25 protein-coding genes are annotated in these 25,850 nt (G+C 56.8%); 7 read left to right on the top strand and 18 right to left on the bottom strand.

Annotated elements, in window-relative coordinates; translation table 11 throughout:
• Positions 1-49: 49 nt before the first annotated feature.
• The 7 genes from urtE to GXP72_RS11260 all read right to left on the bottom strand — a co-directional run bounded on the left by urtE (position 50) and on the right by GXP72_RS11260 (position 7,375).
• A complete protein-coding gene (gene urtE, locus GXP72_RS11290) occupies positions 50-748 on the bottom strand; it encodes an urea ABC transporter ATP-binding subunit UrtE (RefSeq protein WP_208762867.1) in 699 nt (232 codons plus the stop codon).
• A gap of 9 nt (positions 749-757) precedes the next feature.
• Positions 758-1,555: an urea ABC transporter ATP-binding protein UrtD gene (urtD, locus tag GXP72_RS11285; protein ID WP_032647183.1), complete on the bottom strand. Its 798-nt coding sequence runs from the start codon at positions 1,553-1,555 to the stop codon at positions 758-760.
• Positions 1,555-2,628 (bottom strand): urea ABC transporter permease subunit UrtC, encoded by a 1,074-nt coding sequence (gene urtC, locus GXP72_RS11280; protein ID WP_090416968.1) that lies wholly within the window; start codon positions 2,626-2,628, stop codon positions 1,555-1,557. Before urtC ends, urtD begins: the two co-directional genes overlap by 1 nt.
• The gene (urtB, locus tag GXP72_RS11275) at positions 2,628-4,202 is read right to left on the bottom strand and encodes an urea ABC transporter permease subunit UrtB (RefSeq protein WP_090416970.1); all 1,575 of its coding nucleotides are present in this window, start codon (positions 4,200-4,202) and stop codon (positions 2,628-2,630) included. Before urtB ends, urtC begins: the two co-directional genes overlap by 1 nt.
• Before the next feature lie 24 nt (positions 4,203-4,226).
• A complete protein-coding gene (urtA, locus tag GXP72_RS11270; RefSeq protein ID WP_090416972.1) occupies positions 4,227-5,498 on the bottom strand; it encodes an urea ABC transporter substrate-binding protein in 1,272 nt (423 codons plus the stop codon).
• Between the two features lie 203 nt (positions 5,499-5,701).
• Positions 5,702-6,805 (bottom strand): cobalamin-independent methionine synthase II family protein, encoded by a 1,104-nt coding sequence (locus tag GXP72_RS11265; protein ID WP_024908438.1) that lies wholly within the window; start codon positions 6,803-6,805, stop codon positions 5,702-5,704.
• 156 nt (positions 6,806-6,961) lie between these two features.
• Positions 6,962-7,375, bottom strand: coding sequence for a rhodanese-like domain-containing protein (locus tag GXP72_RS11260; protein WP_061715159.1), 414 nt, complete (start codon positions 7,373-7,375; stop codon positions 6,962-6,964).
• A 73-nt stretch (positions 7,376-7,448) separates the two neighbouring features.
• On the opposite strand from GXP72_RS11260, the gene ftrA reads away from it, so the two are divergent.
• Together ftrA and GXP72_RS11250 are read left to right on the top strand one after the other, a co-directional pair.
• On the top strand, positions 7,449-8,456 hold the full coding sequence (gene ftrA / locus GXP72_RS11255; RefSeq protein WP_208762866.1) for a transcriptional regulator FtrA: 1,008 nt from the start codon (positions 7,449-7,451) through the stop codon (positions 8,454-8,456).
• A gap of 33 nt (positions 8,457-8,489) precedes the next feature.
• Positions 8,490-9,026 (top strand): dihydrofolate reductase family protein, encoded by a 537-nt coding sequence (locus GXP72_RS11250; RefSeq protein ID WP_208762865.1) that lies wholly within the window; start codon positions 8,490-8,492, stop codon positions 9,024-9,026.
• 161 nt (positions 9,027-9,187) lie between these two features.
• Here the strand turns inward: GXP72_RS11250 and GXP72_RS11245 are convergent, their stop codons facing one another.
• A complete protein-coding gene (locus GXP72_RS11245) occupies positions 9,188-9,550 on the bottom strand; it encodes a hypothetical protein (protein WP_024908434.1) in 363 nt (120 codons plus the stop codon).
• A 244-nt stretch (positions 9,551-9,794) separates the two neighbouring features.
• On the opposite strand from GXP72_RS11245, the gene GXP72_RS11240 reads away from it, so the two are divergent.
• A complete protein-coding gene (locus GXP72_RS11240; RefSeq protein WP_024908433.1) occupies positions 9,795-10,025 on the top strand; it encodes a DUF2554 family protein in 231 nt (76 codons plus the stop codon).
• On the opposite strand, the gene GXP72_RS11235 is transcribed toward GXP72_RS11240, so the two are convergent.
• Positions 10,026-11,990: a U32 family peptidase gene (locus GXP72_RS11235; protein ID WP_061715162.1), complete on the bottom strand. Its 1,965-nt coding sequence runs from the start codon at positions 11,988-11,990 to the stop codon at positions 10,026-10,028.
• Between the two features lie 80 nt (positions 11,991-12,070).
• Positions 12,071-12,598 carry an XRE family transcriptional regulator gene (locus GXP72_RS11230; protein ID WP_048991135.1) on the bottom strand — a complete coding sequence of 176 codons (528 nt, stop codon included), beginning with the start codon at positions 12,596-12,598 and terminating at the stop codon, positions 12,071-12,073.
• A 71-nt stretch (positions 12,599-12,669) separates the two neighbouring features.
• On the opposite strand from GXP72_RS11230, the gene GXP72_RS11225 reads away from it, so the two are divergent.
• Positions 12,670-13,857 (top strand): benzoate/H(+) symporter BenE family transporter, encoded by a 1,188-nt coding sequence (locus GXP72_RS11225; protein ID WP_280115405.1) that lies wholly within the window; start codon positions 12,670-12,672, stop codon positions 13,855-13,857.
• Here the strand turns inward: GXP72_RS11225 and GXP72_RS11220 are convergent.
• Complete coding sequence (locus GXP72_RS11220; protein ID WP_090416982.1) at positions 13,837-14,709, bottom strand: helix-turn-helix domain-containing protein; 873 nt, start codon at positions 14,707-14,709, stop codon at positions 13,837-13,839. The two genes, GXP72_RS11225 and GXP72_RS11220, sit on opposite strands and share 21 nt — an antisense overlap.
• Before the next feature lie 172 nt (positions 14,710-14,881).
• On the opposite strand from GXP72_RS11220, the gene GXP72_RS11215 reads away from it, so the two are divergent.
• Positions 14,882-15,778 carry an EamA family transporter gene (locus GXP72_RS11215; RefSeq protein WP_090416984.1) on the top strand — a complete coding sequence of 299 codons (897 nt, stop codon included), beginning with the start codon at positions 14,882-14,884 and terminating at the stop codon, positions 15,776-15,778.
• Between the two features lie 34 nt (positions 15,779-15,812).
• Here GXP72_RS11215 and GXP72_RS11210 read toward each other — a convergent pair whose 3' ends face one another.
• Positions 15,813-16,487, bottom strand: a complete 675-nt coding sequence (locus tag GXP72_RS11210) for a DUF3313 domain-containing protein (protein ID WP_032647158.1) — start codon at positions 16,485-16,487, stop codon at positions 15,813-15,815.
• A 135-nt stretch (positions 16,488-16,622) separates the two neighbouring features.
• Positions 16,623-18,218 carry an ABC transporter substrate-binding protein gene (locus tag GXP72_RS11205; protein ID WP_061715166.1) on the bottom strand — a complete coding sequence of 532 codons (1,596 nt, stop codon included), beginning with the start codon at positions 18,216-18,218 and terminating at the stop codon, positions 16,623-16,625.
• 111 nt (positions 18,219-18,329) lie between these two features.
• Between GXP72_RS11205 and pepT the strand changes: the two genes are divergently transcribed.
• The gene (gene pepT, locus GXP72_RS11200; protein ID WP_208762863.1) at positions 18,330-19,559 is read left to right on the top strand and encodes a peptidase T; all 1,230 of its coding nucleotides are present in this window, start codon (positions 18,330-18,332) and stop codon (positions 19,557-19,559) included.
• Here the strand turns inward: pepT and tehB are convergent.
• A complete protein-coding gene (tehB, locus tag GXP72_RS11195) occupies positions 19,556-20,149 on the bottom strand; it encodes a tellurite resistance methyltransferase TehB (protein WP_208762862.1) in 594 nt (197 codons plus the stop codon). The two genes, pepT and tehB, sit on opposite strands and share 4 nt — an antisense overlap.
• A 134-nt stretch (positions 20,150-20,283) precedes the next feature.
• Here tehB and ydcK point away from each other — a divergent pair, with 134 nt between their 5' ends.
• A complete protein-coding gene (gene ydcK, locus GXP72_RS11190) occupies positions 20,284-21,264 on the top strand; it encodes a YdcK family protein (protein WP_208762861.1) in 981 nt (326 codons plus the stop codon).
• Here the strand turns inward: ydcK and rimL are convergent.
• The 4 genes from rimL to GXP72_RS11170 all read right to left on the bottom strand — a co-directional run bounded on the left by rimL (position 21,259) and on the right by GXP72_RS11170 (position 25,745).
• Positions 21,259-21,798: a 50S ribosomal protein L7/L12-serine acetyltransferase gene (gene rimL, locus GXP72_RS11185; RefSeq protein ID WP_208762860.1), complete on the bottom strand. Its 540-nt coding sequence runs from the start codon at positions 21,796-21,798 to the stop codon at positions 21,259-21,261. The two genes, ydcK and rimL, sit on opposite strands and share 6 nt — an antisense overlap.
• 95 nt (positions 21,799-21,893) lie before the next feature.
• Positions 21,894-23,549, bottom strand: a complete 1,656-nt coding sequence (locus GXP72_RS11180) for a glucan biosynthesis protein (protein WP_090416997.1) — start codon at positions 23,547-23,549, stop codon at positions 21,894-21,896.
• 242 nt (positions 23,550-23,791) lie between these two features.
• The gene (locus GXP72_RS11175; RefSeq protein ID WP_021242531.1) at positions 23,792-24,565 is read right to left on the bottom strand and encodes a transporter substrate-binding domain-containing protein; all 774 of its coding nucleotides are present in this window, start codon (positions 24,563-24,565) and stop codon (positions 23,792-23,794) included.
• 10 nt (positions 24,566-24,575) lie between these two features.
• Positions 24,576-25,745, bottom strand: coding sequence for a pyridoxal phosphate-dependent aminotransferase (locus GXP72_RS11170; RefSeq protein WP_208763891.1), 1,170 nt, complete (start codon positions 25,743-25,745; stop codon positions 24,576-24,578).
• Positions 25,746-25,850: the final 105 nt, after the last annotated feature.

The raw sequence follows: 25,850 nt of genomic DNA, 5'->3' as shown, positions 1-25,850 counted from the left end.
AACACCCTCATTCCGTTTGATAAGAACGAGGATGTTATATTATAACATTTCAGATCGCAACCAGGCCGCGCACGCCCTCCTGCTCCATGTTCTCACCCCGTCCGCGCTGAATAATGGTGCCGCGCGACATGAGCAGATAGCCGTCTGCCAGCTCGGCGGCAAAGTCGTAAAATTGTTCAACCAGCAGGATCGCCATATCCCCCCGGTCAGCCAGGGTGCGGATCACCTGACCAATCTCTTTAATCACCGACGGCTGTATGCCTTCGGTCGGCTCATCCAGGATCAGCAGCTGCGGACGGCTCGCCAGCGCGCGCCCAATCGCCAGCTGCTGCTGTTGCCCGCCGGAGAGATCGCCCCCGCGACGATGCTTCATCTCTTTAAGCACCGGGAACAGCTGCCAGATCTCTTCCGGCACCTGCTTCGCCTCGCGGGCGGAAAATCGCGACAGCCCCAGCAGAAGGTTCTCTTCCACGGTCAGGCGCGAGAAAATCTCGCGACCCTGCGGAACGTACGCCACGCCAGACTGCACCCGCTGGTGCGGCTTGCTGTGGGTGATCTTTTTACCCTGCCAGATGACCTCCCCGGTTTTCGCCGGGATCAGCCCCATCAGACACTTCAGCAGCGTGGTTTTCCCGACGCCGTTGCGCCCCAGCAGGCAGGTGACTTCGCCGGTGACGGCCTCAAAGCTCACGCCGCGCAGGATATGGCTGCCGCCGTAATACTGATTCAGTTCGTTGACCTGTAACATTCCCTCTCCTTAACGTCCCAGATAGACCTCAATCACCTGCTCGTTGGCCTGAACTTCGCGAAGCGACCCTTCCGCCAGCACCCGCCCCTGGTGCAGCACCGTCACGTGGTCGGCGATGGTTTCAACAAAGCCCATATCGTGCTCCACCACCATCAGGGAGTGTTTGCCCGCCAGCGTTTTGAACAGCTCTGCGGTGTATTCCGTCTCTGCGTCGGTCATCCCGGCGGCGGGTTCATCCAGCAGCAGCAGATGCGGGTCCTGCACCAGCAGCATGCCGATCTCCAGAAACTGCTTTTGCCCGTGGGAAAGCAGCCCGGCGCGGCGGTCGCGCTCGCTGCTAAGGCGCAGCAAAACCAGCATCTCATCAATGCGGTCGCGCTGTTCACCGTTGAGCGTTGCCCGCAGGCTCGCCCAGACGGACTTATCGGTTTTCATGGCGATCTCCAGGTTTTCCCACACCGTCAGCGCTTCAAAAACGGTGGGTTTCTGGAATTTACGCCCGATCCCCTGGCGGGCAATGGCCGCAGGCTCCAGCGCGGTCAGATCGATGGACTGATCGTAAATCGCCCTGCCGCTCTCTGGACGCGTTTTGCCGGTGATGACGTCCATCAGCGTGGTTTTACCGGCTCCGTTGGGGCCGATCACGCAGCGCAGCTCGCCCACGCCGATATTCAGCGAGAGATCGGTCAGGGCCTGAAAGCCATCAAAATTGACGTTAATCGCCTCAAGCTGAAGCACCGGGTCGGTCTGCTCGCGGTAACGATCGCCGGGCAACTGGCGGGTAAATAACCCTTCGGCTGGCTGCATTATTTATCTCCCTTTCGAAACAGACCGTAGACGCCGCGCGGTAAAAACAGCGTGACGGCGATAAAAATCAACCCCAGAAACAGCTGCCAGTATTCCGGCATCGCGACGGTGAAAAAACTTTTCGCCCCGTTCACCAGCGCCGCGCCAATCACCGGCCCCACCAGCGTGCCGCGCCCGCCCAGCGCAACCCAGATGGCCGCTTCTATCGAGTTTGTCGGCGACATTTCGCCAGGGTTGATAATGCCCACCTGCGGCACGTACAGCGCCCCCGCCAGACCGCACAGCACGGCAGAGAGCGTCCATACCAGCAGCTTGAAGCCGCGCGGATCGTAGCCGCAAAACGTCAGCCGATTTTCGGCATCGCGAACAGCGGTCAGGATGCGGCCAAACTTGCTCTTCGCCAGCGCAAATCCGGTGCCTAACGCCAGGAGCAGCAACAGCACGGTGGCCAGAAACAGCGCGATACGGGTGGTCGTTTCCGTTACTGAAAACCCGAGCAGCGTGGTGAAGCCGGTAAAGCCGTTATTGCCGCCAAAACCGGTTTCGTTGCGAAAGAACAGCAGCATCCCGGCATAGGTCAGCGCCTGGGTCATAATCGAGAAGTAGACCCCTTTGATCTTTGAGCGGAAGGCAAACCAGCCAAACACCAGCGCCAGCAGGCCCGGCACCATCACAATCAGCACCAGCGCCCAGGCAAAATGCTGGGTTCCCCACCAGAACCACGGCAGCTCGCTCCAGGAGAGGAACGACATAAACGCGGGCAGACCGTCGCCCGCGGCCTGGCGCATCAGGTACATCCCCATCGCGTATCCGCCCAGCGCGAAGAAGATCCCGTGCCCAAGCGACAGCATCCCGGCATAGCCCCACACCAGATCCAGCGCTACCGCAACGATGGCGTAGCAGAGGATCTTGCCAATCAGGGTCAGCATCCAGGTCGACAGCGCCAGCGGATGCGTCGCAGGCAGTAAGGCGAAAAACGGCAATATCAGCAGACACACCACCAGCAGGCTGCCTGCAAGTTGCGTTGTGCGTGGCGCTTTGCGCGCCAGCATTAAGGTCAGCGGCTGGCTCATCAGTCAATCACCCTCCCTTTCAGCGCAAACAGCCCCTGGGGGCGTTTCTGAATAAACAGCACGATCGCCACCAGAATCACGATCTTGCCCAGCACCGCACCCATCTGCGGTTCAAGAATTTTATTGAATATCCCCAGACCAAACGCCGCGGCCACGCTGCCTGCCAGCTGGCCTACGCCTCCCAGCACCACCACAAGGAAGGAGTCGATGATATAGCCCTGGCCCAACTCCGGCCCGACGTTACCAAGCTGCGATAGCGCCACGCCGCCTAACCCCGCAATCCCGGAGCCAAGCCCGAACGCCAGCATATCGACGCGCCCTGTCGGTACCCCACAGCAGGCGGCCATGCTGCGGTTTTGCGTCACCGCCCGCACGTTGAGCCCCAGACGGGTTTTGTTCAGAATGAGCCAGGTGAAGAACAGCACCAGCAGCACGAAGCCCAGCACCACAATGCGGTTCCACGGCAGCGTCAGGTTGGCAAAAACCTGCACCCCACCGGAGAGCCATGCCGGGTTCGCCACCTCGAGGTTCTGGGCGCCAAAGGTCATGCGCACCAGTTGGATAAGCATCAGGCTGATGCCCCACGTCGCCAGCAGCGTTTCCAGCGGACGACCGTACAAATGGCGAATCACGGTGCGCTCCAGCACCATCCCGATGCCCGCCGTCAGGCAGAACGCGACCGGCAGCGCGATAACGGGATAGAGCGCCAACCACTGGGGCGCAAGCCCGGCCATCGCCTGCTGCACCATCCACGTGGCATACGCGCCCAGCATCAGCATTTCGCCGTGCGCCATATTGATGACCCCCAGCAGGCCGTAGGTGATGGCAAGCCCCAGCGCCGCCAGCAGCAGCACCGACCCCAGAGAAAGCCCCATAAACGCCTGGCCCAGCAGATCGCCCCACATCAGCCGATGCTGGATCTGGCTAAGACTCTCCTGCGCGGCGGCGCGAACCCCGGTATCCGGCTCTGTCTGTGCCTGGGTAAACGGGGTAAGTCTTGACTCCACGTCCGGATCGTCAGACTGCCCTAATAATTCAACAGCCTTGCGGCGCACCTCGGCCAGCGGGCTGGCTAGCTGGAGATTTGCCACCGCCAGCAGCAGCGCCTGACGCGCCACCGCGTCCGTTTCTTCGTTTACCCGCTTTTCCAGAAAAACGAGCATCCCGGGCTGGGCATCCCGCTGAAGCTGGCGTGCCGCCGATCGCCTTTCGGTGACGCTGTCACTCACCAGCTGATGCGTCGCGATGGCCGTGGCGGCCAGTACGCGCAGCCGGTTGGTCAGACGAACGGCTTTGGTTGGCCCTTCGGCCGCCTTTGCGTCACCGAGCGAGATCATTTGACCATTGCGCTGCGCAAAGGCGTGCTTTTGGCTGTCGGTATACAAATTTTCCTTTTGCAGCGCCTGCAGCAGCGGCAGCCTAACCGCGTCCGGCGCGGCGGCCCACTGCGTCAACAAATCCGCCTGCTGGCTACGGCTGGCGGCAACAAAACGATCGGCATCCGATGCCTGCGCCATCCCTGGCAGCAGTCCGGAAAGCCATACAAGAGCGATGAACAGGCGCATGGCGTTCATGACGTTTCTCCCTGCAGTGATGGCTTAGTTGCTGGCGGTTTTCATCGGCTGGTCGGGCTTTTTGTCATTCCCGGCGATGAACGGGCTCCACGGCTGGGCGCGTACCGGCTGTTCGGTTTGCCACACCACGTTGAACTGACCGTTGCCTTCGATTTCACCGATCATGACCGGCTTATGCAGATGGTGGTTGGTGGCATCCATGGTGAGCGTAAAGCCTGACGGCGCCTTAAAGGACTGACCGGCCATCGCCGCACGCACTTTATCCACGTCGGTAGTGCCCGCTTTTTCCACCGCCTGCGCCCACATATGAATCCCTACGTAAGTCGCTTCCATCGGATCGTTGGTCACCACGGTATCGGCGTTCGGCAGCTTATGCGCTTTGGCATAGGCTTTGTAATCCGCCACGAAGGCCTCGTTTGTCGGATTATCCACGGATTCAAAGTAGTTCCATGCCGCCAGGTTGCCCACCAGCGGTTTGGTGTCGATCCCGCGCAGCTCTTCTTCACCCACGGAGAACGCCACCACCGGCACGTCCGTCGCCTTCAGTCCCTGGTTAGCCAGCTCTTTGTAGAATGGCACGTTGGAATCGCCGTTGATGGTCGACACCACGGCGGTTTTGCCGCCCGCTGAGAATTTTTTGATATTGGCGACGATGGTCTGGTAGTCGCTATGGCCAAACGGGGTGTAAACCTCTTCGATGTCCTTATCCTCCACCCCTTTCGAATGCAGGAACGCGCGCAGGATCTTGTTGGTGGTGCGCGGATAGACGTAATCGGTTCCCAGCAGGAAGAAGCGTTTCGCCGCGCCGCCGTCTTCGCTCATCAGGTATTCCACCGCCGGGATCGCCTGCTGGTTCGGCGCCGCGCCGGTATAGAAGACGTTTGGCGACATCTCTTCGCCTTCATACTGCACCGGATAGAACAGCAGGCCGTTCAGCTCCTCAAAGACCGGCAGAACGGATTTGCGCGAAACAGACGTCCAGCAGCCGAATACCACCGCCACTTTATCCTGGCTCAGCAGCTGACGGGCCTTCTCGGCAAACAGCGGCCAGTTTGAGGCCGGGTCCACCACCACCGGCTCCAGTTTCTTACCCAGCACGCCGCCTTTGGCGTTGATTTCATCAATCGTCATCAGGGCGACATCCTTCAGCGGAGTCTCGGAGATGGCCATCGTGCCGGAAAGAGAATGCATGATCCCCACTTTGATGGTATCGGCCGCCTGCGCGCCAAAACTCATTCCCATCGCCACGACGGACGCGGATAACGCAAAGGCTTTTAATAAGGTACGACGCTGCATATTTTCACTCCTGAAAAAGAACGCTGTGCGAAAACGTCCGTTACGGCGTGGACGCGGAAATAAAAGTGTCAGCGAAGCAGGAGCAAAAAGGATGCCAGAATGGAGATAGCGCTATTTCTGGGAGGGGAACGCCGGATGTAAAGAGAACGTCTCAGAATGGCACAGCGCTGCACTTTTATAATGCAGCGCTGAGGAGGAAGGTTTTACCAGACTTCGCTGGCGATCTGCGTGACCAGACGGACTTTGTCCCACTGCTGGGTTTCACTCAGGCTGTTGCCCTCTTCGGTAGAGGCAAAGCCACACTGCGGGCTGAGGCAGATCTGCTCTTTCGCCACGTATTTCGCCGCTTCTTCCAGACGAGCTTTAATTCCTTCCGGGTTCTCCAGCTCGCCGTTTTTCGTGGTAATCAGCCCCAGCACCACCTGCTGCTTGCCCGGTCGAACAAAGCGCAATGGCGCGAAATCCCCGCTGCGGTCGTTATCATATTCAAGGAAGAACGCGTCAACGTTGACCGTCCCGAACAGCACTTCCGCCACCGGCTCATAGCCGCCTTCGGAGATCCAGGTAGAACGGAAGTTACCGCGACAAACGTGCAGCCCGATGGTCAGATCGTCCGGCTTGCCTTCCAGCGCCTTGTTCAGAACGCGGGCATAGATGCGCGCCAGCTCATCGGCATCATCGCCTCGCTCGCGGATCTGACGGCGCTGATCGTCCGAACAGAGATAGGCCCAGACGGTGTCATCCAGCTGCAGATAACGGCAGCCCGCGTCATAGAAAGCGCGAATGGCATCACGCCAGGTGGTGGCCAGATCGTCGAAATAGACGTTCAGGTCCGGATAGACGGTCGCATCAATGTCTTTGCGACCGCCGCGGAAATGGAGCACGCTCGGGCTGGGAATGGTCATTTTCGGCTGGGCGTTCCCACTGATGCTTTTCAGATAGCGAAAGTCTTCCAGCATCGGATGCTCGCCAAAGCCCAGCTTTCCGGTGACGCGCACGCCGTGGGCTTTGGTTTGCACCCCGTTAAACTGGATGCCCTGCTGCGAATCGTAACGTTCAACGCCCTGCAGTCCGTCGAAGAAGTCGAAGTGCCACCAGGCACGACGAAACTCGCCGTCGGTGACCACGTGCAGGCCGCACGCACACTGCTGCTCAACGACGTGGCGAATGGCCTCATCCTCTACCGCGCGAAGCTGTCCGGCATCGATTTCGCCGCTGGCGAACTTCAGGCGCGCCTGTTTGATGGCATCCGGGCGTAAAAAACTGCCGACTACATCGGCGCGGTACGGGGCGTGGTGTCGTTGCATGGAAATCTCCTCAGTCTGCCGACGGTAATTGCCAGCAGTGATAATTCATCATTTGAAGTTTTAGACTTCTGGATGTCTAAATGTCCAAAAACAATGTCATACCTCACCGGCGTCGGCAAACGAGAAAATTTCACGGGCATTGAAAAAAATTCATCTTCACAGCGCGGCGGCGGTTTCGCTGCTGGCAAAGGCGAACTTTTCATCTTCCCAGCCGGCGATCCCCCCGAGCATGATTTTGACCGGCAGCCCGAGGCGCGCCAGCTTGAGCGCGGCTCTGTCCGCGCCGTTACAGTGCGGCCCTGCGCAGTAGACAACGAACAGCGTGCCTTCAGGCCATTGAGCCATGCGCTCAGCGGTAATCTGGCTCCGCGGCAGATGCAATGCGCCAGGTACGTGACGACGGGCAAACTGCTCCGGGCTCCCCACCACATGCAGCAAAACAAAGTCCTGCTCATTATTGGCGATGGCATGATGCACATCGGCACAGTCGGTTTCGACGCTCAGGCGACGCAGAAAATGGGTAACAGCTTCCTGCGGCTCGGCAGCCGGAAATTCAGTAACATAGCTCATGATCCTTCCTCATCTTTGGCGTTTGTGTTAACACTACTCTATCCACAAATTCAGCCCGTGAATGCGCTCGCTTATGCCAGAAAACAGCAAAAAGATGACAAACTTAAGACAACTTGCCCGCCCGAAGGTGGTCGTGCTGGCGTATGACGGTCTGTGTACCTTTGAGTTTGGGGTGGCGGTGGAAATATTCGGCCTGCCTCGCCCCGAGCTGGGCGACGAATGGTATCGTTTTGCCGTGGCGGGCGTGGACAGCGGTGAACTTCGGGCGACGGGCGGGATCCGCATCATTACCGATGGCGATATCTCTCTGCTTGAGTCCGCCGATCTGATTGTGGTTCCGGGCTGGCGGGGGCTGGACTCACCGGTTCCGGATGCGCTCTGCGGCGCATTGCGTCAGGCCAGTGCGCGCGGGTGTCAGCTACTCTCCATCTGCTCGGGTGTGTTTGTCCTGGCCGCTACGGGGCTGTTGAATGGACGTAAAGCCACGACGCACTGGCGCTACATTGATACGCTAAAAGCCCGTTACCCTGACATCGACGTGGTTGAGGATGTGCTCTACCAGGATGAGGGCGATATACTGACCTCCGCGGGCAGCGCGGCGGGGATCGATCTCTGCCTGCACGTTGTGCGTCGGGATTATGGCATGGAAACCGCCAACAGCGTGGCGCGTCGGCTGGTCATTCCCCCTCACAGGGATGGATCTCAGCCGCAGCAGCTGAGCCGCCCGGTGGCGCAGCTGCGGGAGAGTCAACGTCTCGGCCAGCTGTTTGATTTTCTGCACACGCATCTTATCGACGCGCATAGCGTCGACTCGCTGGCGCGTCGGGTCGGAATGAGCCAGCGCACCTTTCTTCGCCGCTTCGAGGCGGCAACGGGAATGACGCCCGCACGCTGGTTGATCAATGAGCGCCTGCTGCGAGCGAAAGATTATCTGGAAAGCAGCCGGTTAAGCATCGACAGCATCGCGGAACAGACCGGATTTGGTCAGGCGTCGACATTACGTCATCATTTTCGCCAGCAGTTCGCGCTCTCCCCGGCTCAGTATCGCAAACAATTTTCACGTACTGGTACCGCCCGCTGAGGCGTTAGTTTTATGGTTAATACGGAGCACCTGATGGTCACCACACACGTTTTCATCGCGGTCAGTCTTGATGGCTACATCGCCCGACAGAATGACGATATCGAGTGGCTGCTGCAGCGCGATGACCCGACTGAGGATCATGGCTATGCGGCGTTCATCGCGGACAAAGAGTGGATCGTGATGGGCCGGGGGAGCTATGAGAAGGTGCTGACTTTTGACACATGGCCGTATGATCGGCCCGTGCTGGTGCTTTCCCGACAGCTGGCCGATACGCCCGTGCCCGACGCATTGAGGGGTAAAGTACAGTTTTCCGGCCGCACGCCAAAGGAGGTGCTCGACGATCTGGCGATGCAGAACGTCCATCGCGTCTATCTCGATGGTGGACAGGTGATCCAGTCGTTCCTGCGCGAAGGACTGGTAGCGGATATGGTGATCACGACCGTTCCTGTTCTGCTCGGATCGGGAAAGTCGCTGTTCGGCGCCCTGTCCGGAGATATCGATTTGACGCTGGTATCAAGCCGCAGCTTCCCTTCTGGCCTGGTGCAGTCACACTATCGACTGAAGCCATAAAACCAGGGTAAACACTGAGCAAAAAAAACCGCCAAAAATGGCGGTAAATGCTTGCATGGATAGATTTGTATTTTGGTCTCTACGTCCCGACACTCCATGGCCGGGCTGCGGATCCCATACAACCTAACACCCGTTGTCTTAACGAAGGTTAAACAGTCTTATTAACCTGCATGGGTATTGATCTGCAAATAACGCATAAGCCCCTGTTCAGCGCTCTGTTTTGCGTCATCGTTAATGGCTTCAAGATAAAAGGAGCGTGCGACACCATAAGGTGCTTTTTCAGAGGGATACACCGCGAACTGGAATGTTTTTCCTCTTGCCTGATGAGTGCAATCTAATTCCCAACGCTGATCGTTCACTTTTTTGCTGGTGCAGGCAACGCCACCATAGTCGCTGGTTAAATAGGAACCCACGCGAATTTCTGCAGATTGAATATATTCTGGTTCGTCATTACCTGCATAACGAACCCCTGCAACGGCTACAACAGCCGCCGCCAGAAGCGCAAGCGCTACTATTTTTTTCATTTATAAATGACCTGTTCCTTAGCCCAAGATAACTATTATATAAGATTAATCCTTAATGCAAACATCCAATTGTGGTCCAGAAATGGAGCTTTACAAAGATTAGGATGAATTTTAGGAAACATCCTAATCGCCATTCCGAACCCACATTATTTGACATTTTCTTTTCGCTAATTTTAATTTTTAAATAATAACACCAGGAAATAATCGACATGATTATCCGGCATTGTTTTGCAGCGAGGAATCCATGATTAAAAAAGGGTTATCTTTCATAATGCTTATTTGTGCGCTGTTTTCAGGCCAGCTTATGGCCGGGCACAAAGGACATGAATATTTATGGGTAAAGAACGTGGCGCATCAGCTTCGTCATGAAGCCGACAGCGATGAGTTGCGAAGCGCTGCGGAAGAGTCGGCGGAGGGTTTGCGCGAACACCACCTGTGGCAGAAGTCGCGCAAACCGGACACGCACGTCAGGTAATTAACTGCCCTTGCGTTTTGGCAGGGTTTTCATCAGGTCGTCCGGACTGACGGACGCCACGATACTGCCGGGCTGCGGCATTTTGAAGATGTGGTTTTTCATCTTGCCAATCACATGCATTTCGCAAGGACGGCAGTCGAACTTAAGGGTCAGAACTTCGTCACCGTTTACCAGCTGCATTGGGGTGGCCTTCCAGCTCTTAATGTTCCCTTTCGCCTGCTTAGGACACAGGTTAAACGCAAAGCGGAGGCAGTGCTTGGTGATCATCACCGGCACATCGCCCTTCTCTTCATGCGCTTCATAGGCCGCGTCGATCAGCTGCACGCCGTGGCGATGATAGAATTCACGTGCTTTATGGTTGTAAACGTTGGCGAGGAAGGACAAATGGGTGTCCGGGTATACTGGCGCAGGGACGGCTTCGGCTTTACGGCTACCGCGCGGATATTGTGCCAGGCGCGCGGCATCCAGCATCTCTGCCGTTTCGCGGCGGAACTGGTTCAGCAGGCTGTTCGGCACGAACAGCGCGTCCGGCAGATTCACGTCGATAGCTCGGGCGTAGTAAATCGTCTGGCCCAGCTTCGCCACGCCATCCTTCAGGCTGTTAAGCGCTTTTTCCGCGTTGTTTGCCACCTCGAAAAGACCATCGAGCGTATGCGTCACGCTGATACCGTCTTCACAGGTCATGGTCAGAATCAGCTGCTCTTCCCAGCCGCCCAGCTCAATATCCACGGCGATACGGCGTTCGCTGGAGGTTTTCAGCAGCGCCTGCTGCCAGTTATGATCGAGGTTACGGTTAAGCGCCGCGTTCGGTCGCGCCTTGTAGAGATCGGCCGGCATTTCATTCGGCCATACGCGGTAGCGGTTCTCGCCGGTTTTCTCGACCGTATTCGCACGGAAGCCCACGACTTCGCGCTTAATCATCACGTTAAGGCCATCGCCGTTCGCCAGCGGCTCCGTCACTGCAACATCAAGGTGATCTTTCGCCACTTTCAGCACTTCGCCGACCGGTAACCCGATAAACTTCGGTGAGTCAAACGCGCCGATATCCCCTTTACGGGCATTCACGAAATAGTCCGTGCTGCCGCGGTGGAACGTTTTGTCCGTCGACGGAATAAAGAAATGCTCGGTGCGGCCGGCCGACGCGCGCGCCAGGTCACCGCGATCCTCAATAATGGCGTCCAGCATCTGGCGATAGTGCGCGGTGATGTTCTTCACGTAGCTCATATCTTTATAGCGCCCTTCAATCTTGAAGGAACGCACGCCCGCGTCGATCAGCGCGCCCAGGTTGGCAGTCTGATCGTTATCCTTCATAGAGAGCAGGTGTTTTTCGAACGCCACGACGCGGCCCTGATCGTCTTTCAGGGTATACGGCAGACGGCAGGCCTGAGAGCAGTCGCCGCGGTTGGCGCTGCGGCCCGTCTGGGCGTGGGAAATATTGCACTGACCGGAATAGGCCACGCACAGCGCGCCGTGGATAAAGAACTCGATCGTCGCGTCTGTCGCCTGATGAATATCGCGGATCTGATTCAGATTCAGCTCGCGCGCGAGGACGATCTGTGAAAAGCCGACGTCGGAGAGAAATTTCGCCTTCTCGACCGTACGGATATCACACTGGGTACTGGCATGCAGTTCAATGGGCGGAATATCCAACTCAAGCACGCCCATATCCTGAACAATCAGGGCGTCCACCCCGGACTGGTAGAGATCGGTAATCAGACGTTGCGCAGGCTCCAGCTCATCATCATGAAGAATGGTGTTCAGGGTCACGAACACTTTCGCCCCGAAACGGTGGGCGAACGGCACCAGTTCAGCAATATCGCTCAGGCTGTTGCTGGCGTTATGGCGGGCACCGAAGCCAGGGCCGCCAATGTAGACGGCGTCAGCGCCATGAAGGATCGCTTCACGGGCTATGGCGGCGTCGCGGGCCGGGCTTAAAAGTTCAAGATGATGGGATTGCAGGCGCATACTTCGTCGTTATCCGTTATGGTCAAAATGGCGGCTATTGTAGTCAGAAGTATGCGTCAGCGAAACAGTTTTGCGTAGCCTCAGCGGGGATAATGAATCAGGGAGTGAAAATGCACCGTCCGGTCGCTGCTGTTGCGGTAGGCGTGCGGTTTATCGCCGGCAAAACGGACGCCCGAATCGGCAGAAATCGTCTGCCACTTGCCGTCAAGCTTCATCTCCAGCTCGCCGCTGACCACCACCACATGTTCAATCACTCCGGCCTCATGCGGCGTGGATTCACTCAGCGCACCGGGTGCCAGGGTAATGGAGAAATAATCAAATCTGAGCGTCTCGTCCCACGGAAATAGCGGCTTGACGACCATCGCCTGCTGCTGGGGGTCAAATACCGCCTGCTGGTCCGCCTCCGGCGTGATGAAGGCGGAAAACGGAACGTTCAGTCCCGTGGCAATTTTCCACAGCGTCGACACCGTCGGGCTGGATTCATTGCGCTCGATTTGCCCGAGCATGGCCTTTGACACGCCGGTCTCGTCTGCGAGCTTCGACAAACTCCAGCCGCGCGCCTGGCGCAGCGTTTTCAATGTGGTTGCAAGATGTCGTGTGATGTCCATGTTCCCTCCTGGTGACGACCAGCATACCACTTGTACGCTATAGCGCACAGTGCTACCTTATCCCGGACGCTATAACGCACAACGGAGTTTTCATGCGCCCTTCCTCTCACCTTGTTCCAGTCGCACTAGCTGGATTTGTCGCCGTGCTGGTCGGTTACGCCAGCTCGGCCGCCATCATCTGGCAGGCTGCCGCTGCGGCAGGCGCCAGCGCACAGCAGATTGCGGGCTGGATGACCGCGCTGGGAATTGGGATGGGCGTCAGCACGCTGGCGCTTTCCTGGTGGTACAAGGCGCCGGTCCTGACCGCCTGGTCGACGCCCGGCGCGGCGCTGCTCGCCACCAGCCTGCACGGCGTCACGCTGGCGGAAACCATCGGCGTGTTCATCTTTGCGAACGCGCTTATTTTGCTCTGCGGCATTACCGGGCTCTTCGCCCGTCTGATGAAGCTGATCCCCCATTCGCTTGCTGCCGCCATGCTGGCGGGGGTATTGCTGCAGTTTGGCCTGCACGCGTTTGCGCATCTCGAAGGGCACTTTCTGCTGTGCGGCAGCATGATTGCGGCGTGGCTGATCGCAAAAGCGCTGGCTCCGCGCTATGCCATCGTCGTTACGCTGCTGGTCGGCGGTATTGTGGCCTGGGCGGGAGGTGACGTTGTCACCGATAGGCTCACGCTTTCTCTGGTGATGCCTGAGTTTATTGCGCCCGCCTTCACCTTCACCAGCCTGGTGAGTATTGGCGTGCCCTTCTTCCTGGTGACCATGGCCTCGCAAAACACGCCGGGGTTCGCCACGATGAAGGCCTCCGGTTACCCGCTGGCGGTCTCACCGCTCATCATCGTCACGGGTGGACTGGCGCTGCTGTTTTCTCCGTTTGGCGTCTTTTCTATCTGCATTGCGGCCATTACTGCCGCTATTTGTCAAAGCCCGGATGCGCACCCGGATGCCGATAAACGCTGGCTGGCGGCCATCGCAGCCGGAGGGTTTTATCTGCTGGCGGGGATTTTCGGCGGCTCCATTACCGGGCTGATGGCCGCGCTGCCGCTTAGCTGGATCCAGACGCTCGCCGGTCTGGCGCTGCTGGGCACCATCAGCGGGAGTTTATATCAGGCATTAAGTCACGAAGCGGAGCGCGATGCGGCCATCGTTACATTCCTGATGACCGCGAGCGGCGTTACGATCCTGGGCATCGGTTCGGCATTCTGGGGGCTGGTCTTGGGCGGGGTGTGCTACGCCCTGTTTTCACGCGCTCGCCGCGCGTAGCTGCGAAGGCGTCATGCCCGTTGCGCTGCGAAAGCGGTTGCTGAAGTGGCTGGCGGAGTTAAACCCGCAGGCAAGTGCGATCTCCGTCAGCGGCGTCGCCGTGTGCTGGACGAGGGATTTCGCTTTGTCCATTCGCCTCTGCATCACGTACTGATGCGGCGCCAGCCCCGTCGACTGGCGGAACATGCGTGCAAAATGGTATTCGCTGAGGGCAGCCTGCGCCGCCAGTTCGGCCAGCGTCAGGGGCTGCCCGAGATTCTCTTCGATAAAGGCAAGGACGTTGCGCAGCACAAACGGCGACAACCCTCCCGTGACAACCGGCAGCTTCCACTGCACGTTTGAGTAGTTTTGCAGCAGATGGGTCAGCAGCAGCGTGGAGGCCGTGCTCAGAGTGAGCTGGTTGGCGTGCTGCTGCCAGTCGCAGCCCAGTAAAAACTGGCGATACAGCGTGGTAATCTTCGGGTCGCTACCAAAAATGCGCTCGTCCAGGGTCAGCGATAGCGGGCGCTTGTCCCAGATTTTTTCCCCTACGTCGCGCAGGTGTTCATCGGTGCAGTAGAGATGCACAAACGACAGGTCATCACGGATATCCCACGTCGATTCGCTCTCTTTGGGCATCAAACAGAAACGGTCCGGACCCCCGCCGTTCTTCCAGCCGCCCGGCGTTTTTTGATAGCTTTCGTAGCCGTCAGCCACGTACAGGCTGAGGGTATGATGGTTGCTTTTTACCGTTATCGTATCGTGCTTGTTGTACCACGCTGCCAGCTGAATACCCGAATTCAGCGAGACGGTTTCCCGCAGGACCGCATTCTGTTGGCAAAGCGTTTCAAAGGTATCGTAAGCGTGAGACATAACCGTTAGCGCGTGATTGACCGGAATCTCAGTCTAAGAAGAGTTGTCTCCCGTTGCCAGCCCCCGCGGAAGAAAAAGCGCAAGATTTTGCAAGTCACCCGCAAGCCGGTGAAAGCCCGTTACGCATCTCAGCGCCATACTGCGTGCTTTCGGGGTTTGAGAAGAGAAAAATATGAACGCATTACTCTATGGACTGGTGGTGATCATCTGGGGAACCACCTGGATTGCCATTTTTCTGCAGCAGGGTCCCGTGGCGGCGCCCGTCTCTATTTTCTGGCGTTTCGCCGTCGCCAGCCTCACGATGATGATGGTGTTAATCGCCCTGCGACGCCTGCGCACGCTGGCGCTGCGGGATCACCTATATTGCATACTCCAGGGATGCTGCGTTTTCTGCTTTAACTTCTGGTGTTTTTACACCGCAGCCTCGCACATTAACACCGGGCTGGAGTCGGTGATCTTCTCCATGGCGGTACTCTATAACGCCATTAACAGTTTTATTTTCTTCGGGCAGCGCCCGCCCGCGCGTTTCTGGACGGCGGCGGCACTGGGGCTGGTTGGGATCATCACCCTCTTCTGGGACGATCTGCTGGCCAGCGGCTGGAGCGCGTCACTCCTGACCGGGATTGGGCTTTCCGCACTCGGTACCTACGGCTTCTCGCTGGGCAATATGATCAGCATGCGCCATCAGCGCAGAGGACTGGAAACCATGACCACCAACGCCTGGGCGATGCTCTATGGCACGCTGGTGATGGGCTGCATTGCCCTGTTCAGAGGCGATAGCTTTGTGCCGGAATGGACGGTGAGCTATCTCGGTGCGCTGGTGTATCTGGCTCTGTTTGGCTCGGTGATTGCTTTTGGTGCCTACTTCACGCTGGTGGGACGCATTGGTCCAGGCAAAGCGGCCTATAGCACGCTGCTCTTCCCGCTGGTGGCGCTCTCCATCTCCACGGTGTATGAAGGGTACGTCTGGCATATCAACGGTATCGTGGGGTTAGTGCTGATTCTGGGAGGTAATATGGTGATGTTTACCAAACCGGAAACCTGGTTCAGGCGCTTACGGATGGCATAAATAAAAAGGCCTGCATTACGCAGGCCGTTTTATTTTATTTTGCAGTCTTTTTCACATCAAACATGGTGGCATCCGTCGCCATGTCATCAACAACCTGCTTCAGCGTTGCAAAGGTCATTGGTGTGCTTTCGTTATTCAGCTCTTTACCTTCGCCTTTACGAACCACTTTAATGACCGGCTTGCCGGTTTTCGCATCAATTAACTCACCTTCAAAGTACAGGTGGGTATCCATTGTACGGTGACCCGTCGCCATTTGCGTACCCGCTACAACCAGCGCAACAGGCACCACTTCATAGAATTGCAGACCTTCTTTCTTCGAGCTTACCCCGGTAATCGCACCGCGGAAGATCAGGCTGCGCGGCCCTGGCGTAGTGACGATAGGTTTACGCTGGCCAACCGCGGTTTTCATTTTGTTATTGGTATAACTCAGCAACTCATCCAGCGTTTTTTGACCAATCTGCGTAGTTGGTTTTGGAACGGGATAATACGTAATCGGATTCCAGACGATACTGTCATAATTGGCTTCGTTATATGACGGGTCAACCCAACGCAATGTTGGTTTGCCCGTTGCTGACGTGGTTTCCTTCAAGCCAGAATAGTTTTTTAAATAGCCTGAGTATTGTTCCGGGGCGGCGACTTTTGAAGAACAGCCCGCTAACGCCAACAGACCAGTAAGCACTGCAACTTTAAAAAAAGTTTGAGTACGCATGATAGTTTTCCATGTTATCTGCAAGTATGCATTTGAAGTTATAGCAAAAGACTGGCGGGTTTGTTGTGACAAAAAATGATGCGGTGAGCACAAATTGCAAAAAGACTGCCCGGAGGCGCACCGGGCAGTGAAAAATTACTGATTTATATCCAGTTGCCAGAACAGATGTTTGCCAAACGGGTCGATTTCATAGCCCGTCACCTCCTTGCGCACCGGTTCGAAAATGGTTGAATGCGCAATCATCACCGCGGGCATCTGGTCATGCATAATCTGCTGAGCCTCTTTATACAGCGCCACGCGTTTATCGCGATCGGTCGTTGATTTTGCTTCCGCAATAATTTTATCAAAGGGCTTATAGCACCATTTCGCCGAATTTGAGCCGCCGTTTGCCGAGGTACAGGTAAACAGCGGACCAAAGAAGTTATCGGGATCGCCCGTTGCGGTCGTCCAGCCCATCAGCGCGGCCTGATGTTCGCCGCCCTTCACGCGCTTAAGGTATTCACCCCATTCGTAGGTGACGATTTTGGTCTGTACGCCGATTTTCGCCCAGTCGGCCTGAATCATCTCCGCCATGCGTTTCGCATTCGGATTGTAAGGACGCTGTACCGGCATCGCCCACAGGTCGACGCTCACACCACTGGCAAAACCGGCCTCTTTCAGCAGCGCTTTCGCCTTTTCGGGATCGTAATCATAATCCTTAAGCTCGCTGTCGGCGCTCCAGACGCCCGGCGGCAGCAGATTCTTCGCCACGGTGCCGGTACCGTGGAACACCGCATCAATAATCGCCGTTTTGTTGATGGCCATCGCCAGCGCCTGACGGACCTTCACGTTATCCAGCGGCGGCTTCTGCGTGTTGAACGCCAGGAAGCCGGTATTTAGCCCCGCCTTACTCATCAGATTGATGTCTTTGTTGGCCTTCATGCGCGGCAGATCGGCCGGATTCGGGAACGGCATCACCTGACATTCGTTCTTCTCAATTTTGGCAAAACGCACAGAGGCATCCGGGGTGATGCTGAACACCAGCCTGTCCAGCTTCGATTTCCCCTGCCAATAGTCGGCAAACGCCGTGTACAGGATCCGGGAATCCTTCTGATACTGCGCCAGCTTAAACGGCCCGGTGCCGATGGGCTCCATATCCACCTTCTCCGGCGTGCCCGCTTTCAGCATCGCGTCGGCATACTCCGCTGAAAGGATTGAGGCAAAATACCAGGCCAGATCGGCGACAAACGGCGCTTCCGGGTGCGCCAGGGTAAAACGCACGGTATGGTCATCGACTTTATCAATGCTGGTTATCAGGCTGCCAAACTCCAGGCTTTCGAAGTTGGAGTAGCTGCCGTTAGAGACGTTGTGGTAGGGATGGTTCACGTCTTTCTGCCGCATAAACGAGAAAATCACGTCGTCGGCGTTAAAGTCGCGGGTCGGCGTAAAGGATTTATTGCTCTGGAACTTCACGCCTTTACGCAGATGGAAGGTATAAACCTTGCCGTCGTCGCTCACCTCCCAGCGCTCCGCCAGGCTCGGCACCAGCTCCGTGGTACCGGGTTTGAAATCGACCAGCCGGTTATAGACCGGCACGGCGCTGGCGTCCACGCTGGTTCCCGAGGTGTATAATTGAGGATTAAAGTTTTCCGGCGATCCTTCGGAGCAATACACCAGCGTTTTCGCGGCAACGGCGGAACTGACCGTGAGTGCAGCGAGTGCCAGCGCTATAGTTGTGAGTTTGCTTTTCATCATTTATTCCTGTCTTTTTAATTCGACGGCTAATTAATTCTTTTGCCATTTCATAAATAACATTAAAGTGATGTGGCAAACACCTGAAAAATAAATAAGGAATAAATCACTATGGGCTCGCCGCTTTCCAGACAATTAACGCACCGTTTTTTCCGCTATCTCGCTATCACCAGCCAGAGCGACCCTAAAGTCAAAACCCTGCCCTCAACGCCGGGCCAGCACGACATGGCGCGGGAGCTGGCGCAGGAGCTGGCACAGCTGGGGTTAGACGATATTGTGATTGATGAATTCGCCACGGTGACGGCGGTTAAAAAAGGCAACGTGCCCGGTGCGCCGCGCATCGGCTTTATTACCCATATTGATACCGTCGACGTGGGACTTTCACCGGATATTCATCCACAAATATTAACCTTTACCGGTGAAGATCTCTGTCTGAATAAAGAGAAAGACATCTGGCTACGGGTAGAGGAGCATCCGGAAATTCTGGCTTATCCGAATGAGGAGATTATTTTCAGCGACGGAACCAGCGTATTGGGCGCGGATAATAAATCGGCGGTCACGGTGGTCATGACGGTGCTGGAAAACCTGACGGCGGAGCATCGGCATGGGGATATCGTCGTGGCGTTTGTGCCTGACGAAGAGATCGGCCTGAACGGTGCCAAGGCGCTGGATCTTACGCGCTTTGACGTCGACTTTGCCTGGACCATCGACTGCTGCGAGCTGGGGGAAATTGTCTACGAGAATTTTAATGCGGCGGCCGCGGAGATCCGTTTTACCGGCGTGACGGCGCACCCGATGTCCGCCAAAGGCGTACTGGTGAATCCCCTGCTGATGGCGACTGACTACATTAACCATTTTGACCGCCAGCAAACGCCGGAGTGCACCGAGGGGCGTGAAGGCTATATCTGGTTTAACGGTATTCAGGCCGGTCAGAACGAGGCCGTGCTTAAGGCCAATATCCGCGACTTTGACAAGGACAGCTTTGCCGTCCGCAAGCAGCAGATTGCCGACGTTGCCGCGCTGATTGCCGCCCAACATCCAACGGCCAGGGTGGACTATCGCATTGAAGATACCTACAGCAATATCAGCAATGCGATTGGCGAAGACCGGCGCGCTATCGATCTGATGTTCGAGGCGATGGAATCGCTCGGCATTACGCCGAAACCAACGCCGATGCGCGGCGGCACCGACGGCGCGGCGCTCTCGGCAAAAGGTCTGCTCACCCCGAACTTCTTCACCGGCGCGCATAACTTCCACTCGAAGTTTGAATTCCTGCCGCTGTCGTCGTTCGAGGCGTCTTACAAGACTGCGCTGCAGATCTGCCTGCTGGCCGCCCGTTAAGCGGGCTTGCGCGCCAGCATTGTGGCAAAGCGCAGCTTGATGCGGTTGCCGTTTTCATCGGTACGGTGCAGTTCGCCAACGTCTTCGTTGTATTTGAGCAACTCCCAGCCTTCGTAGTAGTTGCTCAGCTCACCGCTTTTAAACGCAAACGGGAAGCCGACGGTGCACGGGTAATCCGCCGTATCCATGGCGGCAACGATCAGGTTGTAACCACCCGGCGTCGTGCAGCGCTGCATGTTGGCAATAAGGCCCGGGATGGTTTTTGACTCAAGGAACATCAGCACCACGGTGGAGAGAATAAAATCGTACTCGCCGTCAAAGCTCAGGCTGTTCAAATCATTAATCGCGGTATGCAGATTAGCGATCCCTTCTTCCGCTTTGATGCGCTCGATATTGTCGATGCTCATCGGGTTCTTGTCCCATGCGGTCACGTCGTACCCGTTGGCCGCGAGGTACAGGCTGTTACGGCCGTTGCCGCAGCCCAGATCGAGCGTTTTACCGGGCTTCACAATCTCCGCGCTGTACAGCACCTCTGAATGGGTACGGGTTAAGCCATATTTCTCTGTGAAGTAATTCTCATCGACGGTCATTGTTTTTCCTGCGTTCGCATAAAGTGAAATTGCATTTTACATGCCATTTTAAGGCGTTTACCGTCTGGTTGCCAACCGCTCTAAAAGCGAAAACTTTGCTACGTTTAGTGAAGACGCATACCAGAGATCAAACGATGAAAAAATACCGGCTCAGCGATGAAACCCGCCTCTGGCAATGGAAAAACGGCGAAACCACCCACTCTGCGACGTTGCGGCAGATCGTCGCGACGGCGGACTTTAACGACGTGACGGCCGGCACGAAAGGCGGCTGGATTGACGATGAGCGCGCCCTCGCGCAGGACGGCGACTGCTGGATCTACGACGAAAACAGCGTAGTGTTCGCGGGTGCAACCGTGTCCGGCAACGCGCGCCTTACCCTTCCATGCATCATCAGCCATGACGCGCATATCGGCGACAGCTGCTGGCTGGACGGCGCGGAGGTCAGCCACGGGGCGCGTATAAGTGACAGCGTCACCATTCAGCATTCCTGCGTACGGGGCGAGTGTCATATCTACGGCGAAGCGCGCGTGCTGCATCACAGCGTGGTGATTGCTGCCAAAGGGTTAACGCCGGACCATGAACAGATCCTACAAATCTACGATAAGGCGACGGTCAGCCAGTCGCGCATTGTGCACCAGGCGCAAATCTACGGTGAGGCAATGGTTAATTTTGCCTTTGTTGAGCACCGGGCCGAAGTCTTCGACAACGCGATCCTCGAGGGTAACGACCTGAATAACGTCTGGGTGTGCGACTGCGCAAAGGTCTATGGTAACGCCCGCGTGATTGCCGGCTTTGACGACGATGCCATTCCTACGGTGCGCTACAGCTCGCAGATTGCGGAGAATGCCGTGGTGGAAGGAAACTGCATCATCAAGCACCACGTCCTGATTGGCGGTCAGGCCTGGCTGCGCGGCGGGCCGATCATGCTGGATGACAAAGTGGTGATCCAGGGACGCGCGCGCATCAGCGGTGATGTGCTTATCGAGCATCGGGTCGAAATCACCGATAACGCGGTCATTGAAGCCTTTGCCGGCGAGAGCATTCACCTGCGCGGCGAAAAGGTAATTAACGGCGACCAGCGCATCACCCGCACGCCGCTGCTGGGGGCGTTATAGGGTACAGATCCTGCCGTAGATATTCACATCGTCAAAGCGACCGTTCAGGTATTCCGCTTCCCGCAGGCACCCTTCCAGCGTAAAACCGTTGCGCACGGCAACGCTGTTGCTGTGCTGATTCGCCACCCGACACTTGATCACAAAACGGCGGATCTCACCGCGTTCGACGTAGTAGCGCATAAACGCCTGCAAAGACCGGGAGAGAATGCCCTGCCCCTGGTGGGCTTCATCCAGCCAGTAGCCGATGTAGCCAGTTTTGTTGGTCGGTTCAATCGTGTTAAACGACAGCACGCCAACCAGCGCGCCATCCTTGAAGATCATAAACATTTTGGCGTAGCCGCGCTGGTGCAGCATCTCATTACTCTGCACGTTACGGCGGGTATCCTCTTCGCTGCCCACGTGCTGCGCCCAGTCAAAGGCGGTTTGCAGAAAGGTTTTGTTTTTGACGACGAGATTGTGCAGGTCGGTGGCGTAATGTTCTTCGACGGAACGCAGTTCGATGTGTTGTGAAACGGGAATGATTTCTGAAGACATGGTGCCTCTCAATTGCCGGGTGGCGCTAGCGCTTACCCGGCCTACAGTATCGAAACACAGGCCGGGTAAGGCGAAGCCGCCACCCGGCACAAGGGTTAACGCATTACCCTGTCATCAACATACTGACGTTTATCCGGCGCCGGCGGGAAATACTGGTACAGCCAGGTTTCGCTGATGGCGTCGCCCTGGCAGCGCAGGAACAGGCGCATATCCACCGGCTCCGTCGAATCCGACGTTGGGTACCAGTCAAACAGAATGCGATAGCCGTCAAACGGCTCAACGTAGAGGATCTCCACCTGCTTCGCCTCACCGCTGGAGAGCGTGATCACCGGCTCGATGCCTTTTGGCGCAGCGGCCTTCAGGTCGCCGCCGACAAAATCAATCGCAAAGCGACGGGCCCACACTTTCGGGTAGTTTTCGCCCGGTGCCCAGCCTTCCGGGAATCCACCCATACCGGTACGGGTGGCGAAGACGTTGGCCAGCGGAGAACGCACCGGCGGCATGGCGCTCCAGTACAGACGATATTTAAAGTCCAGCTCGTCGCCCGCTTTGACAGCTTTTTCCGGCTGCCAGAAGCAGACCACGTTATCCAGCGTTTCACCGGTGGTCGGGATCTCCATCAGGCCAACCGCGCCTTTACCCCAGTCGTTACGCGGTTCAACCCACAGGCTCGGGCGTTTGTTATACCAGCCCATCACGTCCTGATAGTGCGAGAAATCGCGATCGAGCTGCAGCAGGCCGAACCCTTTCGGGTTTTTGTCCATATAGGCGTTGAACTGCAGCTTCTGCGGGTTGTTCAGCGGACGACAAATCCACTCCCCGTTGCCGCGCCACATCGCCAGGCGGTCGGAGTCATGAATTTGCGGATGAATGGTGTCGCACATGCGGCGTTCGTTATTGCCGCAGCTGAACATGCTGGTCATCGGTGCGATACCAAGCTGCTTGATATCCTTCCGCGCGTAGAGGTGGTTTTCCACCTCCATGATCACCTGGCTCTTCTCGCAGTGGATCACGAACTTATAGGCGCCGGTGATGCTTGGGCTATCCAGCAGCGTATAGACGGTAAAGGTCGTGTCGCCGGGCTTAACGGTTTCAAACCAGAAGGAGGTAAAGTCCGGGAACTCTTCCGGCGTGTCGGTAAAGGTGTCTACCGCCAGACCGCGGGCAGAAAGGCCGTACTGGTAAGTGTCATCCACTGCGCGGAAATAGCTCGCGCCCAGGAAAGAGACGATATCGCGACGCGCCAGCTCCGGCGCCTTAAACGCGCGGAAGCCCGCAAAGCCGAGATCGCTTTGCCCTTCCAGCTGTTTGGTATCCACACCCGTTTCGCCGTAGCTGAACAGCTCCGGACGGAAGTGGATCTCGCGCGCCATAGAGGTGGACTGGTCCAGCGAGAACATCCGCACGCGACGGCGGAACCCCATTCCCATATGGAAGAACTGCACGTCCAGCTGACGCCCTTCAATGTTGTTCCACAGTGACTGTTTTTCATCGTAGCGGATGGCATTGTACGCCTGCGGCGTCATAGTCGCCAGCGTCTCCGGCAGCGGACGCGGTGCGCCACCCCACGGGGTTTTCGCCAGGTCATGCGCCATGGATTGCAGTACGGAGAAGTCAAAACGACGGCTCTGGCCGTCAGCAATGTCAGAGTCGGCAGCGTATGCCGCTTTGGAAAACAGGGAAGCAAGGCCGGATGTGCCGCTCAGGGCTGCCACTGCCAGCGAGCCTTTTAGAAAACGTCTGCGATTCATGCCTGGAAAAACGTCCTTATGGTCGTGTGAATGTGTTCCGCGCTCGGCGAAATGACGGCAAGAAAGAACGCACAGCCTAAACAAAAATGGTTAAGAATCCAATTGTTGGCAGGTGATTATCTGAACAAAGTGAGAAATATTTTCTGTCGACCAGAACGGCCCGAAAGTGGTGTAAAGAAAGCCTGGAAAATGTGTATAAAAATGCCCCGGCGCGACATCGTTCGCCGGGGCCAATGAGGCGGTTATTTTACGCTGACATCGATACCCGGGAAGTACTTATCAGCGAGTTTAGCGATAGTGCCGTCGGCACGTACCTTATCAATTGCGGCATCAAGCTGCTTTTTGGTAGCCTCGTCACCCTTACGCAACCCAAAACCGATCCCACTGCCGAGGATAGTGTCGTCAGACACCGGTTTGCCGATGAAGCCAAACCCTTTCCCCTGCGGCTTGCTGAGGAAACCTGCCTGCCCGGCCGCGGACATGACCAGCGAGGCGTCGATACGGCCATTCAGCAGATCGCCCCAGGCCATATTCTGATCTTTATAAGACACCACGGTGACACCCTGCTTTTCCCAGTGCTCTTTGGCATAGGTTTCCTGAATGGAACCCTGCAGCACGCCGATGGTTTTACCCTTCAGCCCTTCAGGCGTCGCCTCAACCGCCGTACCGGCCTTGCCAACCAGCTGTGACGGAATACGGTAGATTGGCTGGGTAAAATCAATGCTCTTGCGGCGCTGCTCGGTAATGTTCATCGCCGAGTTGATGGCGTCGAATTTCTTCGCCACCAGCCCCGGGATCAGCGCATCAAATGAGGTTTCCACCCAGCTGCACTTCAGCGCTGCCGCTTTGCAGATGGCATTCCCCAGCTCAACGTCAAACCCTTCCAGCTCGCCTGCCGCATTGCGGCTTTCAAACGGCGGATACTCTGCTTCCAGACCGTAACGCAGCTCGGACGCCGCGAAGGAGGAAAAGGTACACAGCAATCCCATGCCGACAACTAGCGCGCGTAATTTCATCTCAAACTCCTTAGCGTGGTTTAACCCGACACAGGGCCTGGGCACCTGCCCGTAACGTCGCCTCATCTTTCGCAAAAGAGAGACGAATCAATTTATTATCCGTACCGTCCGCATAAAACGCCGACAGCGGAATGGTGGCAACACCGTACTCGACGATCAGCCGTTTCACCAGCTCGCTGTCGCGCTCGTCGCTGAACTGGCTGTAGTCCGCCAGCATGAAGAACGATCCGGCGCTCGGCAGCAGCGTAAACGGCGAATCGGCCAGCAGGCTGTGCAGCAGATCGCGCTTGCGCTGGTAAAACGCCGACAGCGACAGCCAGGTTTGCGGGTCGACCATATGCTCAGCAAACGCGTGCTGCATTGGCGTATCGGCAGAAAACATTAAAAATTGATGGACTTTACAAATCTCGTCCATCAGTACCGCCGGGGCAACACAGTAACCCACGCGCCACCCGGTGACGTGATAGGTTTTTCCGAAAGAGGAAATAATCACGCTACGCTCCGCCAGCTGCGGGTGCGTGGCCATCCCGTGGTGCGGTTCACCATCAAAAACGACGTGTTCGTACACTTCGTCAGACAAAATAATGATGTCGGTATTGCGCGTCAGGGCCGCCAGCTGCTGCAGGTCACTGGCGGAGAAGACCTGACCGCTCGGGTTGTGCGGCGTATTGATGATAATCATGCGCGTGCGCGGGGTGATCGCGGCACGGACCTCATCCCAGTTGACGGCAAAATCCGGCACGGTGAGCTTGATGGCAATCGGCGTTGCCCCCTGCAGACGGACAATCGGCGCGTAGCTGTCAAATGACGGCTCAAAGTAGATCACCTCATCACCCGGATGCACCAGCCCGCTTATTGCCGAATAGAGCCCTTCGCTGGCGCTGGCGGTTACCAGCACCTCGCTGGCAGGGTCATACCGCGTGCCGTAGAGCGTGGCAATTTTATCGGCAATACGTTCTTTTAGCGGCTGCAGGCCGGTCATTGACGCATACTGGTTGTGCCCCGCCTCCATTGCACGGGTGACGCCCGCAATCAGCTTCGGGTCGCAGGAAAAATTCGGTGCGCCCTGAGAAAGGTTAATCGCGTTATGCTGCGCCGAGAGCTGGCCGATAACGGTAAAAATGGTGGTGCCCACATCGGGCAGTTTGGAGCGCGTTTGCACAGGCGTTCGTAAAGTCATCCTCTTTCCCTTCTCATGGACATTGCATAACTATTCAAACAACATCTGTGCTGTCGGGACAATCGAATTGTTGTCATAATAGCCATGAGAAAAATGCATAGCTGA

The organism is Enterobacter sp. SES19, from assembly GCF_011765665.1.
GTDB lineage: Bacteria > Pseudomonadota > Gammaproteobacteria > Enterobacterales > Enterobacteriaceae > Enterobacter > Enterobacter pseudoroggenkampii.
Note: the sequence above shows the minus strand (reverse complement) of the source record. Positions and strands in the feature narration are given on the sequence as shown.